General features: G+C 72.2%; 15 protein-coding genes and 1 pseudogene. 11 read left to right on the top strand and 5 right to left on the bottom strand.

Features of this window, described 5'->3' with window-relative positions:
- The first annotated feature begins 52 nt into the window (after nt 1-52).
- The 5 genes from MKK82_RS17055 to MKK82_RS17075 are packed head-to-tail and all read left to right on the top strand — an operon-like array spanning nt 53 to nt 7,631.
- Nucleotides 53-1,597 (top strand): acetolactate synthase large subunit, encoded by a 1,545-nt coding sequence (locus MKK82_RS17055; RefSeq protein WP_238287377.1) that lies wholly within the window; start codon nt 53-55, stop codon nt 1,595-1,597.
- Nucleotides 1,594-4,086: a penicillin acylase family protein gene (locus MKK82_RS17060; protein ID WP_238287181.1), complete on the top strand. Its 2,493-nt coding sequence runs from the start codon at nt 1,594-1,596 to the stop codon at nt 4,084-4,086. The genes MKK82_RS17055 and MKK82_RS17060 overlap by 4 nt, the downstream gene beginning before the upstream one ends.
- Nucleotides 4,087-4,117: 31 nt before the next feature.
- The gene (locus MKK82_RS17065) at nt 4,118-5,590 is read left to right on the top strand and encodes a M81 family metallopeptidase (protein ID WP_238287183.1); all 1,473 of its coding nucleotides are present in this window, start codon (nt 4,118-4,120) and stop codon (nt 5,588-5,590) included.
- Entirely contained in the window at nt 5,587-6,729 is a 1,143-nt protein-coding gene (locus MKK82_RS17070) for a M20/M25/M40 family metallo-hydrolase (protein ID WP_238287185.1), read from the top strand. The genes MKK82_RS17065 and MKK82_RS17070 overlap by 4 nt, the downstream gene beginning before the upstream one ends.
- The gene (locus tag MKK82_RS17075; protein ID WP_243986325.1) at nt 6,726-7,631 is read left to right on the top strand and encodes an NmrA family NAD(P)-binding protein; all 906 of its coding nucleotides are present in this window, start codon (nt 6,726-6,728) and stop codon (nt 7,629-7,631) included. Before MKK82_RS17070 ends, MKK82_RS17075 begins: the two co-directional genes overlap by 4 nt.
- A gap of 244 nt (nt 7,632-7,875) precedes the next feature.
- On the opposite strand, the gene MKK82_RS17080 is transcribed toward MKK82_RS17075, so the two are convergent.
- Nucleotides 7,876-9,270 (bottom strand): amidase family protein, encoded by a 1,395-nt coding sequence (locus MKK82_RS17080; protein ID WP_243986326.1) that lies wholly within the window; start codon nt 9,268-9,270, stop codon nt 7,876-7,878.
- A gap of 316 nt (nt 9,271-9,586) precedes the next feature.
- Between MKK82_RS17080 and MKK82_RS17085 the strand changes: the two genes are divergently transcribed.
- On the top strand, nt 9,587-9,748 hold the full coding sequence (locus MKK82_RS17085) for a hypothetical protein (protein WP_238287191.1): 162 nt from the start codon (nt 9,587-9,589) through the stop codon (nt 9,746-9,748).
- 52 nt (nt 9,749-9,800) lie between these two features.
- Here MKK82_RS17085 and MKK82_RS17090 read toward each other — a convergent pair whose 3' ends face one another.
- Entirely contained in the window at nt 9,801-10,724 is a 924-nt protein-coding gene (locus tag MKK82_RS17090; protein ID WP_238287192.1) for a metallophosphoesterase family protein, read from the bottom strand.
- Nucleotides 10,725-10,788: 64 nt separating this feature from the next.
- Nucleotides 10,789-11,280 (bottom strand): annotated as a pseudogene (locus MKK82_RS17095) (VIT1/CCC1 transporter family protein); the annotation flags it as partial.
- Nucleotides 11,281-11,575: 295 nt separating this feature from the next.
- Here MKK82_RS17095 and MKK82_RS17100 point away from each other — a divergent pair.
- Genes MKK82_RS17100 through lpxK form a run of 3 tightly spaced genes read left to right on the top strand, consistent with a single transcriptional unit; the run spans nt 11,576 to nt 14,672 of the window.
- Complete coding sequence (locus MKK82_RS17100; protein WP_238287195.1) at nt 11,576-12,361, top strand: lysophospholipid acyltransferase family protein; 786 nt, start codon at nt 11,576-11,578, stop codon at nt 12,359-12,361.
- Nucleotides 12,358-13,689: a 3-deoxy-D-manno-octulosonic acid transferase gene (locus tag MKK82_RS17105; protein ID WP_238287197.1), complete on the top strand. Its 1,332-nt coding sequence runs from the start codon at nt 12,358-12,360 to the stop codon at nt 13,687-13,689. The genes MKK82_RS17100 and MKK82_RS17105 overlap by 4 nt, the downstream gene beginning before the upstream one ends.
- The gene (gene lpxK / locus MKK82_RS17110) at nt 13,689-14,672 is read left to right on the top strand and encodes a tetraacyldisaccharide 4'-kinase (RefSeq protein ID WP_238287198.1); all 984 of its coding nucleotides are present in this window, start codon (nt 13,689-13,691) and stop codon (nt 14,670-14,672) included. Before MKK82_RS17105 ends, lpxK begins: the two co-directional genes overlap by 1 nt.
- A gap of 196 nt (nt 14,673-14,868) precedes the next feature.
- Here lpxK and MKK82_RS17115 read toward each other — a convergent pair whose 3' ends face one another.
- Nucleotides 14,869-15,087: a DUF2093 domain-containing protein gene (locus MKK82_RS17115; protein ID WP_238287199.1), complete on the bottom strand. Its 219-nt coding sequence runs from the start codon at nt 15,085-15,087 to the stop codon at nt 14,869-14,871.
- A gap of 63 nt (nt 15,088-15,150) precedes the next feature.
- On the bottom strand, nt 15,151-16,137 hold the full coding sequence (locus MKK82_RS17120; protein ID WP_238287200.1) for a bifunctional riboflavin kinase/FAD synthetase: 987 nt from the start codon (nt 16,135-16,137) through the stop codon (nt 15,151-15,153).
- 285 nt (nt 16,138-16,422) lie between these two features.
- Here MKK82_RS17120 and MKK82_RS17125 point away from each other — a divergent pair, with 285 nt between their 5' ends.
- Both MKK82_RS17125 and MKK82_RS17130 read left to right on the top strand, forming a co-directional pair.
- Nucleotides 16,423-16,806 (top strand): response regulator, encoded by a 384-nt coding sequence (locus MKK82_RS17125; RefSeq protein ID WP_012317888.1) that lies wholly within the window; start codon nt 16,423-16,425, stop codon nt 16,804-16,806.
- Between the two features lie 110 nt (nt 16,807-16,916).
- Entirely contained in the window at nt 16,917-17,450 is a 534-nt protein-coding gene (locus tag MKK82_RS17130) for a protein phosphatase CheZ (RefSeq protein ID WP_238287201.1), read from the top strand.
- The last annotated feature ends 77 nt before the right edge of the window (nt 17,451-17,527 follow it).

Raw genomic sequence — 17,527 nt, forward strand, 5'->3', positions numbered from 1 at the left:
GCTGGGCCGGACCGTGAGGGAGCCGCCCGTGAGCGATGGAACGCCGAGCACCATGAACGGGGCCGAGAGCCTGGTCCGGACCCTCGTGGACGGCGGGGTCGAGGTCTGCTTCACCAATCCCGGCACCTCGGAGATGCACTTCGTCGCCGCCCTCGACCGGGTCGAGGGCATGCGCTGCGTCCTGTTCCTGTTCGAGGGCGGGGCGACCGGTGCGGCGGACGGCTACGCCCGCATGGCCGACAAGCCGGCCTCGACGCTGCTCCACCTCGGGCCCGGCCTCGCCAACGGTCTGGCCAACCTCCACAACGCCAAGAAGGCGCGCACGCCGGTCGTCAACATCGTCGGCGAGCATGCGACCTACCACCGGGAATACAATGCGCCGCTGACCTCGGATATCGAGGGGCTGGCCCGGCCGATGTCGTCCTGGGTGCGGACCGGCATGAGCGCCGGCGAGATCGGTCCGGACGGCGCCGCCGCCATCGCGGCCGCCCGGACCGCCCCGGGGCAGGTCGCCACCCTGATCCTGCCGGCCAACACCGCCTGGGATCCCGGCACCGGTCCGGCGCCGGTGCCCGCCATCCCCGAGCGGGCGCGGGCGAGCGACGAGGCCGTCGCGGCGGCCGTCGAGGCGCTCCGGAGCGGCGAGCCGGTGCTCCTGCATCTCGGTGACCGGGCGGTGCGGAACGAGGGTCGGGTGCTCGCCGACCGGATCGCCCGCAAGACCGGCGCGCAGATCATGGCGATGACGTCCAATTCGCGGATCGACCGCGGCGCCGGCACCGTGCCGGTCGAGCGCCTGCCCTACCCGATCGACCAGGGCATCGCGGCGCTGAAGGACTTCCGCCACGTCATCCTGATCGGCGCGACCCCGCCGGTGGGGTTCTTCGCCTATCCCGGCAAGCCGAGCCTGCTGGCGCCCGAGGGCAGCACGACGATCACGCTGGCCACCCCCGAGGAGGACCAGATCGACGCCCTGGAGCGGCTCGCCGAGGCGGTCGCGGCCCCGCCGGCGGGGCCGGTTTCCGTCGCCCCGCGCCCGAAGCTCCCGACCGGCGGCCCTCTTGACCAGGACACGATCGGGCAAGTGCTCGGCGCGCTGATCCCGGAGGGCGCCGTGATCTGCGACGAATCGATCACCACGGGCCGCAACTTCTTCGCCCTGACCCGGGATGCGGCGCCCCATACGTGGCTGCAGCTCAGCGGCGGCTCGATCGGGCTGGGCATCCCGATGGCGACCGGCGCGGCCGTGGCCTGTCCCGACAGCAAGGTGATCAACCTCCAGGCCGACGGCAGCGGGCTCTACACGGTCCAGGCGCTCTGGACCCAGGCCCGCGAGCACCTCGACGTGGTGACGCTGGTCTGGTCGAACCGCTCCTACGCGATCCTGCGGGCGGAACTCGCCAATGTCGGCGCGCTCAACCCCGGCCCGAAGGCGCTCAGCATGCTGAGCCTCGACGAGCCGGCGGTGGACTGGGTGAGCCTCGCCAAGGGCTTCGGGGTCGAGGGGGTGCGCGTCGAGACGCTGCCCGACTTCATCGCGGCGTTCCAGCACGCGCTGGCCACCAAAGGTCCGCACCTCATCGAAGTGGCTCTGTGAGCGACGCGACTTACCGGCTGCCCGGGCTCGACGGTCCCGTCGAGATCCGCGTCGATCGCTGGGGGCTGGCGCATATCCGCGCCGGAACCGTCCTGGATGCCTTCCGCGCCCAGGGGTTCAACGCCGCCCGGGATCGGCTCTGGCAGCTCGACCTCTGGCGCAAGCGCGGCCTCGGCCTGCTGGCGGCGGATTTCGGGCCCGGCTACCTCGCCCAGGACCGTGCCGCCCGGTTGTTCCTCTACCGCGGCGACATGGCGGCGGAATGGGCCGCCTACGGGCCTCAGGACACCCAGGCGATCGTCACGGCCTTCGTGGACGGGGTCAACGCCTACGTGGGGCTCACCGAGTCGCGGCCGGACGCGCTGCCGCCGGAATTCGCCCTGACGGACACGCGCCCCGCCCGGTGGCAGGCGGACGACGTGGTGCGCATCCGCAGCCACGGGCTCATCCGCAACGTCCTGTCCGAGGTCGCCCGCGCCCGGGTGCTGGCGCGCGCGCCATCCCGCGAAGAGGGGCTGGCCGCCGACGACCTGCGCAAGCGGATCAGCCCGCCGCACGACCCGGTGGTGCCGGACGGGCTCGGCGCCGCCGACTGGCCGGACGATCTCCTCGACGACTTCCGCCTCGCCACCGCGGCCGTCGGATTCTCCCCGGAGCGCTCGGCGGCGTCCCGGGACGAGGCCTGGGCCTGGAGCAAGGTCGACGCGCACGGCGCCGTCACGCGGGGCAAGCGGGCCGAGGCCCGGGAGCCCGCCGAGGGTTCGAACAACTGGGTGGTCGGGCCGTCCCGCACCGCCACCGGCCGCCCGATCCTGGCGAGCGACCCGCACCGGGTCTATCTGCAGCCGTCGCTGCGCTACGCGGTCCACCTCACCGCGCCGGGGCTCGACGTGATCGGGGCCGGCGAGCCGGCGCTCCCCGGCATCTCCATCGGCCATAACGGACACGCCGCCTTCAGCCTGACCATCGCGCCGATGGACCAGGAGGATCTGTTCGTCTGCGAGACCGACCCGGCCGATCCGGACCGCTACCGGTACGGCGACGGCTGGGACCGGATCGTTCGGGTCCCGGAAACCATTCCGGTGCGCGGTGGCCCGGACGCGACCGTGATGCTGGCCTTCACCCGGCACGGACCGGTGATCCGCGAGGACGCGGGGCGCGCCTTCGCGCTGCGGACCGTCTGGTCCGAGCCCGGCGCTGCCGCCTATCTCGGCAGTCTCGCCTATCTCGGCGCCACGACGCCTGACCGTTTCGGCGAGGCCCTGCGCCACTGGTCGGCGCCGTCCGTCAACCAGCTCTATGCCGACGTGACGGGCCGGATCGCGTGGTTCATGGCCGGCCGGGCGCCCGTGCGGCCGGCCCATGACGGCCTGCTGCCGGTTCCCGGCGACGGCCGCTACGACTGGGCCGGCTTCCACGATCCGGCGACCCTGCCCCGCAGCATCGATCCGGAATCCGGCTGGCTCGCCACGGCCAACGCGATGAACCTGCCGCCGGATTTTCCGGCGGACGATCGGAAGGTCGGATTCGAGTGGGCCGAGCCCTGGCGCGACCGCCGCATCCGGGCTGTGCTCGGCGGACAGACGCGGCACAGCCTCGCGGACTCGCGGGCGCTCCAGGGCGACGAGGTTTCCGAGCCGGCCCTGCGGCTCGCCGAACTGGTCCGGGCGATGCCGGCGGGTGCCGATCCCGATGTCGCCTCGGCGCAGGCCCTGCTGGCCGCGTTCGACGGCGGACTGCACCCGGACTCCCCGGCGGCGGCCTTCATCGAGGTGTTCTGGGTCCGTCACCTGCGCCCGGCGCTGCTCGCCGCGTTCGTGCCGGACGTCCCCACCCGCCGCCTGCTGCCGCCCGGCGACACGCAGAGCCTGATCGAGCGGTTGGAGTCCGGTCTCGACTCGGCGGCGTGCGACGGCCTGTTGACGGAGACGCTGGGCGCTGCGTTCCGGGACTGCCTGGACCGAATGGGCGCCGATCCCATGGGCCGGCTCCGGCCGGATGCGGAAGCCGCCGGGGAGCAGCAACGTCACGAAGCAGAAGCTGACGCGTCCGCTCCCCCTTTCGCGGAGGGCGGCGGGAGAGACGCGGACATGGCGGCCCTTCCCGAATCCCCGGCCGGCTGGTCCTGGGGGCGCCTGCACCAGGCCCTGTTCGCCCATCCGCTAACCGCCCTGCGGCCTCATCCTGGCTGGGATGTCGGCCCGCTGCCCGTGGGCGGGTCCGCGGCATCGGTCATGCACGCGGAGTACCGGACCGACACGTTCCGGCTCACCCACGGCGCCTCGTTCCGCATGGTCGTGGATGTGGGGAACTGGGACAAGTCGGTCTTCATCAACGTGCCTGGCCAGTCGGGCGACCCGGGAAGCCGGCACTATGCCGACCTCGCCCCGGTCTGGGGCCGGCAGGACCATGTGCCGATGCTCTATGGCCGCGCGGCCGTGGACGCGGCCACCGAGACGATCATCACGCTGAGCCCGGGCCCCGGCTGATCCGGCGGCCGGGAGGGAGTGGGACAGGACCTTGAAGATCTTCATCGCGGGCCTCGCCACCGAGACCAACACCTACGCGCCGCTGCCCACGGGCCGTGCGGCCTTCGAAGCGGATTACGCCCGCCGGGACGGCAGCCGGAACCCGCCGAGCCTCAGCAACATCGGCCTCAAGGCCTGGCGCGCGCTGGCCGAAGCGGACGGGCACGATGTCGTCGAGAGTCTGTCGACCTTCGCGCAGCCCGGAGGGATCACCCTGCGGGCCGTCTACGAGGAGCTGCGTGATGCCCTGCTGGAGGATCTGAAGGCCGCGATGCCGGTCGACGCGGTGCTGCTGTTCATGCACGGCGCCATGGTGGCGGAAGGCTACGACGACTGCGAGGGCGACACCCTGGAGCGGGTCCGCGCCGTCGTCGGGCCGGAGGCCGTGATCGGCGTCGAGCTCGACCTCCACTGCCATCTCACCGAGACGATGCGGAGGCGCGCCGACATCATCGTGATCTACAAGGAATACCCGCACACCGACATCGTCGACCGCGCCCGCGACCTCTATCCCTTGGTGGTCCGGACCGTGGCGAAGGAGATCCGGCCGGTCATGGCGTATGCGGATTGCCGGATCATCAACATGTGGCGGACGAGCCGCGAGCCGGTGGCGGGCTTCGTGCGCCGGATGGAGGCGCTGGAGGGCCGGGACGGGATCCTGTCGGTCTCCTTCGGGCACGGCTTCCCGTGGGGCGATGTGGCGGATGTCGGCGCCCGGATGCTCGTCGTCGCCGACGGCGATGCCGGCAAGGCCCAGGCGCTGGCCGATGACCTCGCCGGCGCCGTCTGGGCGATGCGGGAGGAAGCGGCGAGCCGCTGCGACACGATCGACGCGGCCATCGATCTGGCCCTCGCCTCGTCGGACCCGCGCCCGATGGTGCTGGCGGACTTCGCCGACAATGCCGGTGCGGGCGCGCCCTCCGACAACACCGCGATCCTGGCCCGCCTCGTGGAGCGGGGCGTGACGGGCGCGGCGCTCGGCCTGATCTGGGATCCCGGGGCGGTGGGCATCTGTCACGAGGCCGGGCTCGGAGCGCGCTTCAGCTTGCGGATCGGCGGTAAGTGCGGCGTGACCTCGGGCGACCCGGTGGACCTGCGCGTCACCGTGCGCGGCCTCTCGGAGGATTACAGTCAGACCGGCCTCAGCGGCGGCCGGGCCCATCTCGGCCCCGCCGCCTGGGTGGAGGCGGACGGCATCCACGTGGTTCTGACCCACAAGCGCCAGCAGGCCTTCGCGCCCGACGCCTTCACGGGCCTCGGGCTGACCCTCGACGACAAGCGCATCGTCGTGGTGAAGTCGATGCAGCACTTCTACGCCGCCTTCGCGCCCATCGCGAGCGACGTGCGCTACGTCGCGGCACCTGGGGCCGTCCCGCCGGATTACGGCGCGATCCCGTACACCAAGCGATCCGGCCTCTACTGGCCGCGGGTCGCCGATCCCTTCGCCGCGGAGACCGCCCGATGATCCCGGAGCTTCACTTCGACGCCGCCGGGCTTCTGGCGGCCCTGCGCCCCTGGGTGGAGTGCGAGAGCCCGACCCACGACGCGGCGGCCGTCAACCGGATGATGAGCGTCGCCGCCCGCGACCTGGCCGTCGCGGGGGCGGCGGTGGAGACGATCCCCGGCCGGATGGGCCTGAGCGACTGCGTGCGTGCCCGCTTCCCGCACAGGAACCGCGATGCGCCCGGCATCCTGGTGCTCGGTCATCTGGACACGGTGCATCCGGTCGGGACGCTCGGGAGCCTGCCGTGGCGAATCGAGGGGAACCGGGTCTTCGGGCCGGGCATCCTCGACATGAAGGGCGGCAACCTCATCGCCCTGGCGGCGATCCGCGCCCTGGCGGTCGCCGGGATCGAGACGCCGCTGCCCGTGACCGTGCTGTTCACCGGCGACGAGGAGGTCGGCAGTCCCTCGACCCGCGACCTGATCGAGGCCGAGGCCGCCCGCCACGCCGTCGTGCTGGTCCCCGAGCCGGGTCAACCCGAGAACGGCGTGGTCACCGGCCGCTACGCCATCGCGCGCTTCGACCTGGAGGCGACGGGCCGCCCGAGCCACGCCGGGGCGTCGCCCCACGAGGGGCGCTCCGCGATCCGCGCGATGGCGCGCAAGATCCTCGCGATCGACGCGCTGTCGGATTCCGACTGCACCGTCTCGACCGGCATCGTCTCGGGCGGGCAGTGGGTGAACTGCGTCCCGACAATCTGCCGGGGGCAGGCGCTCAGCATGGCCAAGCGCCAGGCCGACCTCGACCGCGGCGTCGCGCGGATGCTGGCCCTGTCGGGCGAGGAGGACGGCGTCCGCTTCACCGTGACCCGGGGCGTGACCCGGCCGGTCTGGGAACCGGATGCCGGCACGATGGCCCTCTATGAGCGGGCGCGCCGCTTGAGCGAGGCGCTCGGCCAGCCCCTGCCCCATCGCAGCGCCGGTGGCGGTTCGGACGGCAACTTCACCGGCGCCAACGGTATCCCGACGCTCGACGGCCTCGGGCCGCTGGGCCAGGGCTATCACACCCTGGAGGAGCACGTGCTGATCGATACGCTGCCCCAGCGGGCGCGGCTGTTCGCGGCGCTGCTCACCCATCTCGGCGCCCAGGACGCGCCGTGAGCCCGGAACCCGCACGGGTCGCCGTGGCCGGCGCGACCGGCGATCTCGGCCTGCGGATCGTGCGGGCCCTGGTGGCGGAGGGCGCCGCCGTCACGGCGATCGTCCGGCCCGGCACCGGGGCGGTGCGGGTCGCACCGATTACCGCTCTCGGCGTGCGGATCGCGGAGGCGGGCGCCGGACGTCCCGGTAGCTGGCAGTCCGCCTGCATGGGCGCGGACTGCGTGGTCTCGGCCTTCAACGGGCTGAGCGCGACGATCCTCGACGCACAGACCGTTCTGCTGGAGGGAGCCGTCCGCGCCGGCGTGCCGCGCTTCATTCCGTCCGATTTCTCGATCGACTACGCCAAGACGGTGCCGGGCGGGAACCGCAACCTCGACCTACGCCGCGCCTTCCGGGAACGCCTCGACGCCGCGCCGATCCGGGCGACCTCGGTGCTCAACGGCGCCTTCATGGAACTGCTCGCCGGGCAGGCGCCGCTGATCCTCCACGGCCTGCACCGGGTGCTCTACTGGGGCAGCGCCGATCAGCGCCTCGACTTCACCACGAAGGCCGACACGGCCGCCTTCACGGCCCGCGCCGCCCTGGACCCCGATCCCCCGCGCTGGCTGCGCGTCGCCGGCGACAGCTTCAGTGTCCGGGAGCTGGCCGACGCGGTGAGCGCGGTTCGCGGCACGCGCTATCGGCCGCTGCGCGGCGGAAGCCTGCGATTGCTGGACTTGATGATCCGGGCCACGCGCACGGTCGCGCCGGGCCGGGGCGCGGTGTTCCCGGCGTGGCAGGGTATGCAGTACCTGCGCGACATGTTCGACGGGCGGGCACAGCTCACCCCCCTCGACACTGACCGCTATCCCGACCTGCGCTGGACCGATGTCCGCGAATTCCTGACCGCGGGCCGCCGCTGAGCCCATCCCGCGCGGCCCCGGCCGAGGGCCGCGACGCTCGGCCGGGGCCGCGCGGGCCCCCGACGGTTCCGCCGCCCAGGAACCGCGCCGCGGCCAGCATCGAGCCAATGGCGCCGCCAGCAGACACGTCAGGGTGCAGCCGATACATCCGGCCGTGAGGATCACCGGCACCGGATCTGGCGCCAATATCGATCGTGTAAGCGAGCCGTCGGAAGCCCGTTCCCTGCCGGTGCGGCCGTTCGCTTCAGACCGGCTCGACCGGCATCTCCGGCACGCCGGCCGCCTCGATCGCCGACCCCGCGGCGAGGCACAGATCCTCTCGGTAGCGCGCGGCGACGAGCTGAACGCCGACCGGCGTGCGCCCGACGAGCCCTGTGGTGACGGTCAGCGCCGGGACGCCGATCGGGGCCAATCCGACTTGCAGGAGATTCGCCTCGAAGGCCCGGGCGATGCCGGCATCCCCGGTGCTGTCGAGCCCGTCCGGGAAGGGCAGCTCGGCCGAGACCGGCACCAGCAGCACCGGGTTGTCGGCGAGGAACAGCGACCACTCCCGCGCCAGCGTCGCCCGCCGGGTCAGCGCCCGGGCGATGGCGTCGGGGGGCATGGCCTCGGCCCGAGCCCGAAAACTCTCCAGAAGTCCGATGGCCGCGGGATCGCCCTCGCGCTCGGCCGCCTCGCGCACCGCCGCGTAGCCGTCGCCGAGCCAGAGCTGGAGCTGGATCTCGCACGCCTCCCGGATCGGCGGCGTGTCGTCGATTTCCGTGACGGCCCAGCCGGATTCGGCGAGGCGCCGCGCGGCGTCCCGCAGGGCGGCCTCGACCTCGGGTACGACGGCGAGACCGCCGGGCCGCACGCACAGGGCGACCCGCCGCGGCCGCTCCGGACCTTCCAGCGGTGCGGGCACCCACCACGGGTCGCGGGGATCGGACGCGGCCATGACATCCAGGCCGAGGCGGACATCCGCGATGCTGCGGGCGAGAGGCCCCGACACCGCCATGAGCTGCGGCCCGATCCCGCGCTCGGGCGAGGTCGCGTTCCAGGCCGGGATCCGTCCCAGGCTCGGGCGCAGGCCGTGCACGCCGCAGGCATAGGCCGGATAGCGCACGGAGCCGGCGATGTCGGTGCCGTGGGCGATCGCCCCGATGCCGGCCGCGACGGCGGCGCCGGCTCCGCCGGACGAGCCCCCGGGTGTCAGCGCGGGATCGCGCGGATTTTTGGTCTCACCATGCATCTGGTTGGTGGTGAACCAGCGCAGCGAGAAGGCTGGCGTGTTGGTCCGTCCCAGCAGCACCGCCCCGGCGCGGCGGAGATTGGCCACCACGGGGTTGTCGGCGTCGGCCACGAGGTCGCGCTGGAGGCGCAGCCCGTTCGTGGTCGCGAAACCTCGCTGATCGGCATTGACCTTCACGGTCACCGGCACACCCGCGAGGCGCCCCGGGGTCTCGCCGCGCGCCCGCGCGGCGTCGACCGCGTCGGCCTGGGCCAGCACGTCTTCCGGACGGTGCTCGACCACGGCGTTGATCCGGCCGTTGACCGCGTCGAGCCGGCCGAGGGCGTCCTGCGCCGCCTCGCGGGCCGAGACCTGACCGGAACGGATTAGCGCCGCGAGGTCGGTCGCCGTCAGACGCCAGAGCTGCATGGACATTCCTTTCGCGTGCCCCTGGGGGGCGAATCGGACTTTGCGAATCACGCCGTCCGCGGGCGTCCGGCTGGAACGGTCACCTTATTCATAATGCAAGCGTGAGGCCGCTTTTTTGAGCATGTTGGGATCGCCAACATCGGCAAAGGCTTGCCGCGCTGCAGCGGAAATACTTAAGCATTCCGTGCCTGCGGGGCCTTGCCAGGCACCGCGCGGCAGATAACCTCGCCGTCATCCGCGGGCTCGATCCGCAGGCAAATGGAAGGGGCGATCTATTCGGACGAGAGCTGGCAACCTCAAGCACAGGAGGGCTCCCATGGCAGAGGTGATTCGAGTCAAGCCGACCCACGACGGAACCTACACCGTGTATCGCGGAACGCTCGCGCTGATCAGTGGTCTCACCCGTCTTCAGGCCGAGCGCTACGAAGCGAGCCTGAGCCGTCAGCAACAATCCGATCTGCTGAGCGCGACCGCCTGATCAACCAACTGGCCAGCGCGACCGCCCATCCGGGACGCGCCGGCCCTCGGCCTCATGCGCGGTCGACGGGGCCCAGGTCGACGGGGCCGAGGTCGCACAGGACACCGGCCGCATCGAGGCCCCGCCGGCGGGCGCTGACCGTGAAGGCGGCCCCCGATGGGGTGATCTCGTACAGAAGATACGATGCGCGGCGCGAGGCGATCGCCCCGTGCCCGTCCGGCCGGGCCGAGGCCGAGGGAACGCCGACGACCGGCACGCTGCGCCCGTCCGGCCCCGGGATCACGGCGCTGCTGAGCACGTGGTTGTGGCCGTGCAGGATCAGCTCGGCGCCCGCCCGGGCGATCATGGCCGTGAAGGCGGCCGCATCCTTCAACTCGCGCCCGGCCGCCGCGCCGCCGGGCTGCGGCGGATGGTGAATCATCACCACGCGGAACGGCCGGCCCGGTTCGGTGGCCAGCGCCCGCAGCAGGGACTCGGCGGCGGCCAGCTGCGGCGCGCCGAGGCGCCCGGTGGCCACGAACGGTTTCGTCGGGATCGCGCTGGAGAGGCCGACCAAGGCCACGGGCCCGCGCCGCCTGAGGTAGGGAAAGCACCCCGACGATCCCGAATCGTCGCCGGTGTAGCGCCCGCAGGCGGCGAGCAGACCTTCCAGCGAGCCACGGACATAGGCGTCGTGGTTCCCCGGCACGAAGCTCACGGCCTCGGGCGGACCCAGGGCTTCGAGGAAGGTGCGCGCCGTCTCCCACTCGCTCGGCAGGCCGATGTTGCACAGGTCCCCCGTGCAGGCGATGTGCCCGGCCCCCTGCCCTTTCAGGTCCAGGACCAGGGCCTCCAGCACGGACATGTCGTGGCTGCGCGAGCGACCGCGCCGCCAGTTGGCGTAGCCGGTGGCGCGCTTGCCGAGGAGCTGGTGCAGGCGCACCCGGCCGAGGGGGCCGACATGCGGGTCGCTGAGATGGGCGAGGCGGAAGGTCAACGCCGGGGATCACGCGTCAGAGGACCGGAGAGCCCGCCTCGCATCGCGGGCGCGGGCACCGACGTCAAGCGCTACCGATCAGCATACCGGCGGCGAGCACCAGTGCGCCCCCGAGCAGCACCTGCAGGGCCGCCCGCCAGAAGGGCGTCGCCATGAAGCGCGTGCGGATCGCCGCGATCACGACGAGCTCGACCACCACCACCAGAATGGCGAGGCTCGTGGCGAGAATGAACGGGTTCGGCCAGCCTGCAGGAAGCGTGTCGGGGATCGCGTAGGGTAGCGTGTGGCCGAGGCCGCCCAGGGTCGTCATGACCCCGCAGACGAGCCCGCGCAGCCACGGCTGCCCGCGACCGGTGACGCGGCCGTCGTCCGACAGGGCCTCGGTGAACCCCATGCTAATCCCGGCCCCCACCGAGGCCGCCAGACCCACCAGGAAGGTCGCGCCATTGTGACCCGTGGCGAAGGCCGCGGCGAAAATCGGCGCCAGGGTCGAGACCGAACCGTCGATCAGGCCGGCCAAGCCCGGCTGGACGTAGCGCAGGACGAAGGCGCGACGGGCCTCTGTGGCCGTCTCCGCGGTGCTGACGAGGGCAGCTGCCATCCCAAAAACCCCTTTCTGGATCGATTCCAATCTACAGTCTGGAATTGGTCTAAACAAGGGTACCGCCGTGTTTTCGCCGCGCCGCGGGAGCATCCGCGGCGCCGGAACGGCCGCCGGCACCGGCGACCCTATCCGTCTGGTTGTGGGCGAGACCGATTGTTTCGTCTCAGGCGCGGGGGCTAGAGCATGCACGGTCCGTTTCGATCCGGAACCGATCAGGCGTTGGCGGTCCAGCCGCCTCAGGCGTGACATGAGCCTCGGTAAGCGTTTCCTCCGTCATCCCGCCGTGCAACAGGCCCTCGGCCGCCTCGCGGCGGCGTATCTGCGGCTCGTTCAGGCGACGAACCGGTTCGAGGTCCATGCTGCCGGCGCCGGCCCGGCGGGCGTGGACGTCTGGATGGATGCGCGGCTGCCGCTCATCGCCGGCATGTGGCACGGGCAGCACATCATGATGCCGTTCATGCGCCGCCCGGGCGACCGCGTCGCCACGATCATCTCCAAGAACCCGGATGGCAACATCAACACCATCGCGCTGGAACGGCTCGGCGTGCGCGTGATCCGGGCGTCCGGAGCCCGCGGGCGGAGCCGCACCAGCGACACCCGCGCCAAGGGCGGCGCCGAGGGCTTCCGGGCGATGCTGCGCGCCCTCAAGGCCGGTGATTCGGTGGCCTTCAGCGCGGACGTGCCGAAGGTTTCGCGCCGGTGCGACGCCGGGATCCTCACGCTGGCACGCTTCTCCGGCCGGCCGATCGTCCCCGCCGCCGTGGTGACGAGCCGGCACCTGCGCTTCCGCTCCTGGGACCGCGCCTGCCTGGGTTTGCCCTTCGGCCGCGGGGCGGTGGTGCTGGGCGATGCGGTCTACGTCCCGCGCGACTGCGAGGGCGAGGCGTTCGAGGCGCTGCGGCGCCACGTCGAGGCCGAGATGGACCGGGTCCATGCCCAAGCCTACGCGCTGGTCGGGCGTGCCGACCGGGCCAAGCTCTACGGCGATCCGCCCGCCTCCACCGCATCGGCGCCGATCGGAGACGCGGCGTGAGGCGCCCCTCCGTGACCCTGCCGCTGCAGGTGTACCGGGCCGGCCTGTGGATCGGCGAGCCGGCACTGGCAGGGCTGCTGGCGTGGCGCGCGCAGCGCGGCAAGGAGGACCCGCTGCGGCTCCCCGAACGGCGCGGCCTGCCGGGCCGGGCCCGCCCGGTTGGGTCGCTCGCCTGGATGCATGGGGCGAGTGTCGGCGAAGCGCTGTCGCTGATCGGCCTCGTGGACGGCATGATCGCCCGCGGTTTCTCGGTGCTGGTGACCACGGGGACGCGCGCGGCCGCCGACCTGATCGGCGCCCGCCTGCCGATCGGAGCGGTGCACCAGTACATGCCGCTCGACGCGCCGCGCTGGATGGCGCGCTTCCTGGACCATTGGCAGCCGAACCTCGCGGTGATCGCCGAATCCGAGATCTGGCCCAACACGATCCTGGAACTGGACGAGCGCAAGATTCCCCTGATTCTGGTCAACGGGCGCATGTCGGAGCGCTCATTCCGCGGCTGGGAGCGCTGCCCCCGCACCGCCAAGGCGCTGCTGTCGCGGATCGCCATCTGCCTCAGCCAGACCCAGGAGGACGGGGCGCGCTTCGCCAAGCTCGGCGCGCCGCGGGTGAGCGTCGCGGGGAACCTGAAGTTCGACGCGCCCGTGCCGCCGGCCGATCCGCAGCAGCTCGCCTATCTGGGCGCCATGATCGCCGGCCGGCCGATCTGGGTCGCGGCCAGCACCCATCCGGGCGAGGAGGCCATGGTCGCCTACGCGCACGCGATGCTCAAGGCGGAGTTCCCGCAACTCCTGACCATCATCGCGCCGCGCCACCCCGCCCGGGCGCCGGAAGTCGTCGAGTGCGCGAGCGCCGTCGGCCTGCGCAGCGCGCGACGCTCGACCGGCGGGCGCCCGCACCCGTCCATCGAAGTCTACATCGCCGACACGATCGGCGAGCTGGGCTTGTTCTACCGCCTCGCCCCCCTGGTGTTCCTCGGCGGTTCCCTGGTCCCGCGGGGTGGCCAGAACCCGATCGAGCCGGTGCGCCTCGACACGGCGGTGCTGCACGGGCCGCACACCGAGAATTTCGACGCGATCTACCAAGCCCTCGATCGCGCGGGCGGGACCCTGGCCGTGCGCGACGGCGTGGACCTGGCCTCCCTCGCCGGCGAGCTCCTGCGGGATCCGGCGCGCCTCGCCGGCATGGCGCGGGCCGGACACCACGCCCTCCGCCCCTTCGAAGGCGCGGTGGCGCGGACGCTCGCGGTGCTCGATCCCTTCGTCGCGCAGATGAAGCTTCAGCGCCTCGACCGGAGCGACCGGGTGCGCCCGCTCGCGCGGGCCTGATGCGGCCGCCGGGCTTCTGGGCGCGAGGACCGGACCACCCGGCCGCCCGCTGCCTCGCCCCGCTCGGGGCCGCCTACGGGGCGCTGGTGGCCCGGCGCATGGACGATCGCGGCGTCGCGGCGGGCTGCCCTGTCGTGTGCCTGGGCAACTTCACCCTCGGCGGGGCGGGCAAGACACCCGCGTCCCTCGCGGTCGCAACCCTGCTGATCGAGCGCGGCCGCACACCCGCCTTCCTGTCCCGCGGCTACGGCGGTCGGATCGCCGGGCCGATGCAGGTCGATCCGGGCCGGCACGGGGCCGCGGAGGTCGGCGACGAGCCGTTGCTCCTCGCCCGACGGGGGCTGACGGTGGTGTCCCGCGACCGTCCGGCCGGGGCCGCCCTGTGCCGGAGGCTCGGCGCCGACACCGTCGTGATGGATGACGGGTTGCAGAACCCGACGCTCGGAAAGGACATCACCCTCGCCGTGGTCGACGGTCCTGCCGGCATCGGCAACGGCCTGACCTTTCCGGCCGGGCCGCTGCGCGCGCCGCTCGACCGGCAATGGCCGCACGTCTCCGGGCTGATCGTGGTTGGAGACGGGGCCGCGGGGGACGCGCTCGCCGGGGAGGCGGAGCGCCGTGGCCTGCCGGTGCACCGGGCACGCCTGGTTCGCGACGACGACGGTCTCGTGGGTCGACGCTGCCTCGCCTTCGCCGGGATCGGCCGACCCGAGAAATTCTTCGCCACCTTGAGGGAGGGGGGAGCGGAGATCGCCGGCACGCGGACCTTCCCGGATCACCATCCCTATCGGGACAGGGACCTCGCCGCCCTGTCCGCGGAGGCGCGGCTTCTCGGAGCCGACCTCGTCACCACCGAGAAGGATGCCGTGCGCCTGCCGCTCGCTGGCGCGGCGGGCGTTCGCGTGCTGCGCGTGAGCCTCGTCCTCGACGACGTGGAGGCTCTGCAGCGCCAGCTCAGCGGCGTTTTCCGCGACACGTCGTGAGGGACCGCGCAGGGCTCGGGTCGGCGGGGAGTCGAGGGCCCGGACTTCGACGCTCCGCATTGCCGTTCGCGGCTCGCCTTCCGTGCACCGGGATGGCGACGGTCCAGGCGCCTCCGCCCGATCCCGGCAGGCGATTGGGCCCGGGTTTCCCGCGCTGCGGGGATCAGGCGTCCCGCACCCGCGGTCCCGGCGCCGGTCAGGGCCGACCGGTTTCCTTCAGCCGCTGCAGGATCGCCTCGGGGGAGGCGTAGGCCTCCTGGCGCAGGGCACTCCAGTAGCGCAGCGCTTCGAGCTGGATCGGCTCGCCGGTCACCGCGCAGCGCACGAAGCTGCCGGGCTTGACCACCCGCATGGTGCCGTCGCCGTACTCGACCACGGCCTCGCCATTGTTCGCGCGCTCGAAACGACCCAGCACGTCCGCCTCCTGCTCGATCCCGTCTTCTACACGATCCGACCCCGTCGCAATCCCCCAGGGGACTCAGATCAGCATCGACGGGGTTTCATCGCGCGCCAGCATGGCCCGCGCCGCATCCGCATCGACATGCATGCGTTCGACCAGCGCATCGGCGCTGGCGAACCGCTCCTCACCGCGGATGAAACCGATGAATTCCACGGCGATCTCCTGGCCGTAGAGATCGCCGGAGAAGTCGAACAGGTAGGTCTCAAGCAGCGGTGCGCCGTCGTCGAAGGTCGGGCGGCGGCCGTAGCTCGCCACGCCGTCGCGGAACCGGCCCGGTCCAAGGCGGACCCGCACCGCGTAGATGCCGTGCGCCAGCCCGCAATCGGGCAGCCGCATGTTGGCGGTGGGGAAGCCGAGCTCCCGGCCGCGCTTGTCGCCGTGACGCACCGGTCCCAGCACGAACCAGCGGTAGCCCAGCAGGGCGTTGGCCCGAACGACGTCGCCCGCGGCGAGGGCTTCGCGGATCGCGCTCGACGAGACCGGCCGGGTCTCATCGCCGAGGGCGACCGGCGCGACGATCCGGCAGCTCATGCCCGACCCGCGGCAGAGTTCCGCCAGGATCGCCGGGGTGCCCTCGCGGCCCCGGCCGAAATGAAAATCGTGGCCGACCACGACCCCGGACAGGCCGAGCGAAGCCTTCAGGAAGTCGCGCACGAAGGCGCCGGCCCCGGTCTCGGCCAGCGCGCTGTCGAACCGGCGCACGATCAGCCCGTCGAGGCCGAGGCGGTTGAACACGATCTCCTTGGCGGCCGGGCCGGTGAGCCGGAACATCGGCGCGTCGGGCATGAAATAGGCCCGGGGATGGGGCTCGAAGGTCAGGATGACCGCCGGACGGCCCGCCTCGCGGGCCGCGTCGCGCACGCGCTCCACGAGCCTCCGGTGGCCGAGATGAACGCCGTCGAAATTGCCGATCGCCGCGATGGCTCCCCTCAGCACAGGCGGCACCGGCATGTCCGCCCCGCAGATCGTGAAGGGCCGCGCGGCCGTCTCGTCGCCTGGGACCATCGGTTCGGGGTCGGATGCTCGGAAAGGTCGGATGGGGTCGCCTGACATGTCCGCGAGGGGCCCGACGCCGCCGGACCCTGCCGAAAGGTGTCCGGGGGGTCAAGCGAGGTCGGTCCGCGCCACCGGGCCCGGTGCCGAGCGGCTGACGCGGCGATTAACGGCTTCGCAATGCGCTTGCCCTATTTTCAATGCTGTGCATCGCAGCTAGAACGCCGAGTTAGCGAAGCGTTAATTGATCCGGGAGCCGCCGCGGCCTCCCGCCGGGCAATACGGAGCAGTTGTTCGATGGCTCTCGATTTGAGCATGCCGATCCTCGTTGTCGACGATTACCAGACGATGGTCCGCATTATCCGTAATCTTCTGAAGCAGCTCGGCTTCGAGGAGGTCGATGACGCTTCGGACGGTACCGAAGCACTGGCGCGCCTCAAGGGCCGCAAGTACGGACTCGTGATCTCGGATTGGAATATGGAGCCGATGACGGGGTACGAGCTGCTGCGTCACGTCCGGGCCGACGAAAACCTCCGGACCACGCCGTTCATTATGGTCACGGCCGAATCGAAGACCGAGAACGTCATCGCCGCCAAGAAGGCCGGCGTGAACAACTACATCGTCAAGCCGTTCAACGCGGCCACGCTGAAGTCGAAGATCGAAGCAGTCTGCGGGAGCTGAACGGCCCCGTGCAGCGCTCCCCGCATCTCTCGTCCGGATCGCCCTCGCCCCCGACGGTGTCGAGACGCGGTCCGGAGAGCGAGGGCGTCCATCGATCCGAGGAGAAAAGCATGTCGTCAGTCCTTGCGCGGCAGGCCGAGTTCCGGCTTCGGGAACCGCAAGCCGTGATCTCGGAGCTGATCGAGATCGCCGACTACATCGCCCATCTTCGCGAGGAGATCGGTGCGCTGCGGGCGAACGAGATGAGCCGCGACCGGATCCCGATGGCGCACGAGGAACTCGGCAGCGTCGTCGCGGCCACCGCGGGCGCCACCAACACGATCATGGAAGCCGCGGAGGCGATGCTCGGCCTGCCGGACGGGCCCGGCTACCGCGACGCGGTGGAGGATCGCATCAACACGATCTTCGAGGCCTGCGCGTTCCAGGACATCACCGGCCAGCGGATCGCCAAGGTGGTGGAGTCGCTCCGGCTGTTCGAGCAGCGACTCGCGCGATTCGTCGGCGCCGTGAAGGCCCGTGACGCCGCCGCCATGGACCCGGCCGAGCGCGCCCGCCGGGCTCGGGCCGAGGATCTGATGCTGAACGGCCCCCAGGCCATCGAGGCGACCCCCTCCCAGGACGACATCGACGCGCTGTTCGCCTGACGCGATCCGGTCCCCGGCCGTCGACTCCGGAGACCCGCGCCGGTTAGACCGTCCTACGCGAGCGGCCGTTCCGCGGC

This window comes from Methylobacterium sp. E-046, from assembly GCF_022829625.1.
GTDB lineage: Bacteria > Pseudomonadota > Alphaproteobacteria > Rhizobiales > Beijerinckiaceae > Methylobacterium > Methylobacterium longum.

Bases quoted from the DNA above. Each gene is read 5' to 3' on its own strand.
- MKK82_RS17070 (WP_238287185.1), top strand. From the start codon at position 5,587: ATGATCCCGGAGCTTCACTTCGACGCCGCCGGGCTTCTGGCGGCCCTG.
- MKK82_RS17055 (WP_238287377.1), top strand. From the start codon at position 53: ATGAACGGGGCCGAGAGCCTGGTCCGGACCCTCGTGGACGGCGGGGTC.
- MKK82_RS17125 (WP_012317888.1), top strand. From the start codon at position 16,423: ATGGCTCTCGATTTGAGCATGCCGATCCTCGTTGTCGACGATTACCAG.
- lpxK (WP_238287198.1), top strand. From the start codon at position 13,689: ATGCGGCCGCCGGGCTTCTGGGCGCGAGGACCGGACCACCCGGCCGCC.
- MKK82_RS17100 (WP_238287195.1), top strand. From the start codon at position 11,576: ATGAGCCTCGGTAAGCGTTTCCTCCGTCATCCCGCCGTGCAACAGGCC.
- MKK82_RS17120 (WP_238287200.1), bottom strand. From the start codon at position 16,137: ATGGTCCCAGGCGACGAGACGGCCGCGCGGCCCTTCACGATCTGCGGG.
- MKK82_RS17130 (WP_238287201.1), top strand. From the start codon at position 16,917: ATGTCGTCAGTCCTTGCGCGGCAGGCCGAGTTCCGGCTTCGGGAACCG.
- MKK82_RS17085 (WP_238287191.1), top strand. From the start codon at position 9,587: ATGGCAGAGGTGATTCGAGTCAAGCCGACCCACGACGGAACCTACACC.
- MKK82_RS17080 (WP_243986326.1), bottom strand. From the start codon at position 9,270: ATGCAGCTCTGGCGTCTGACGGCGACCGACCTCGCGGCGCTAATCCGT.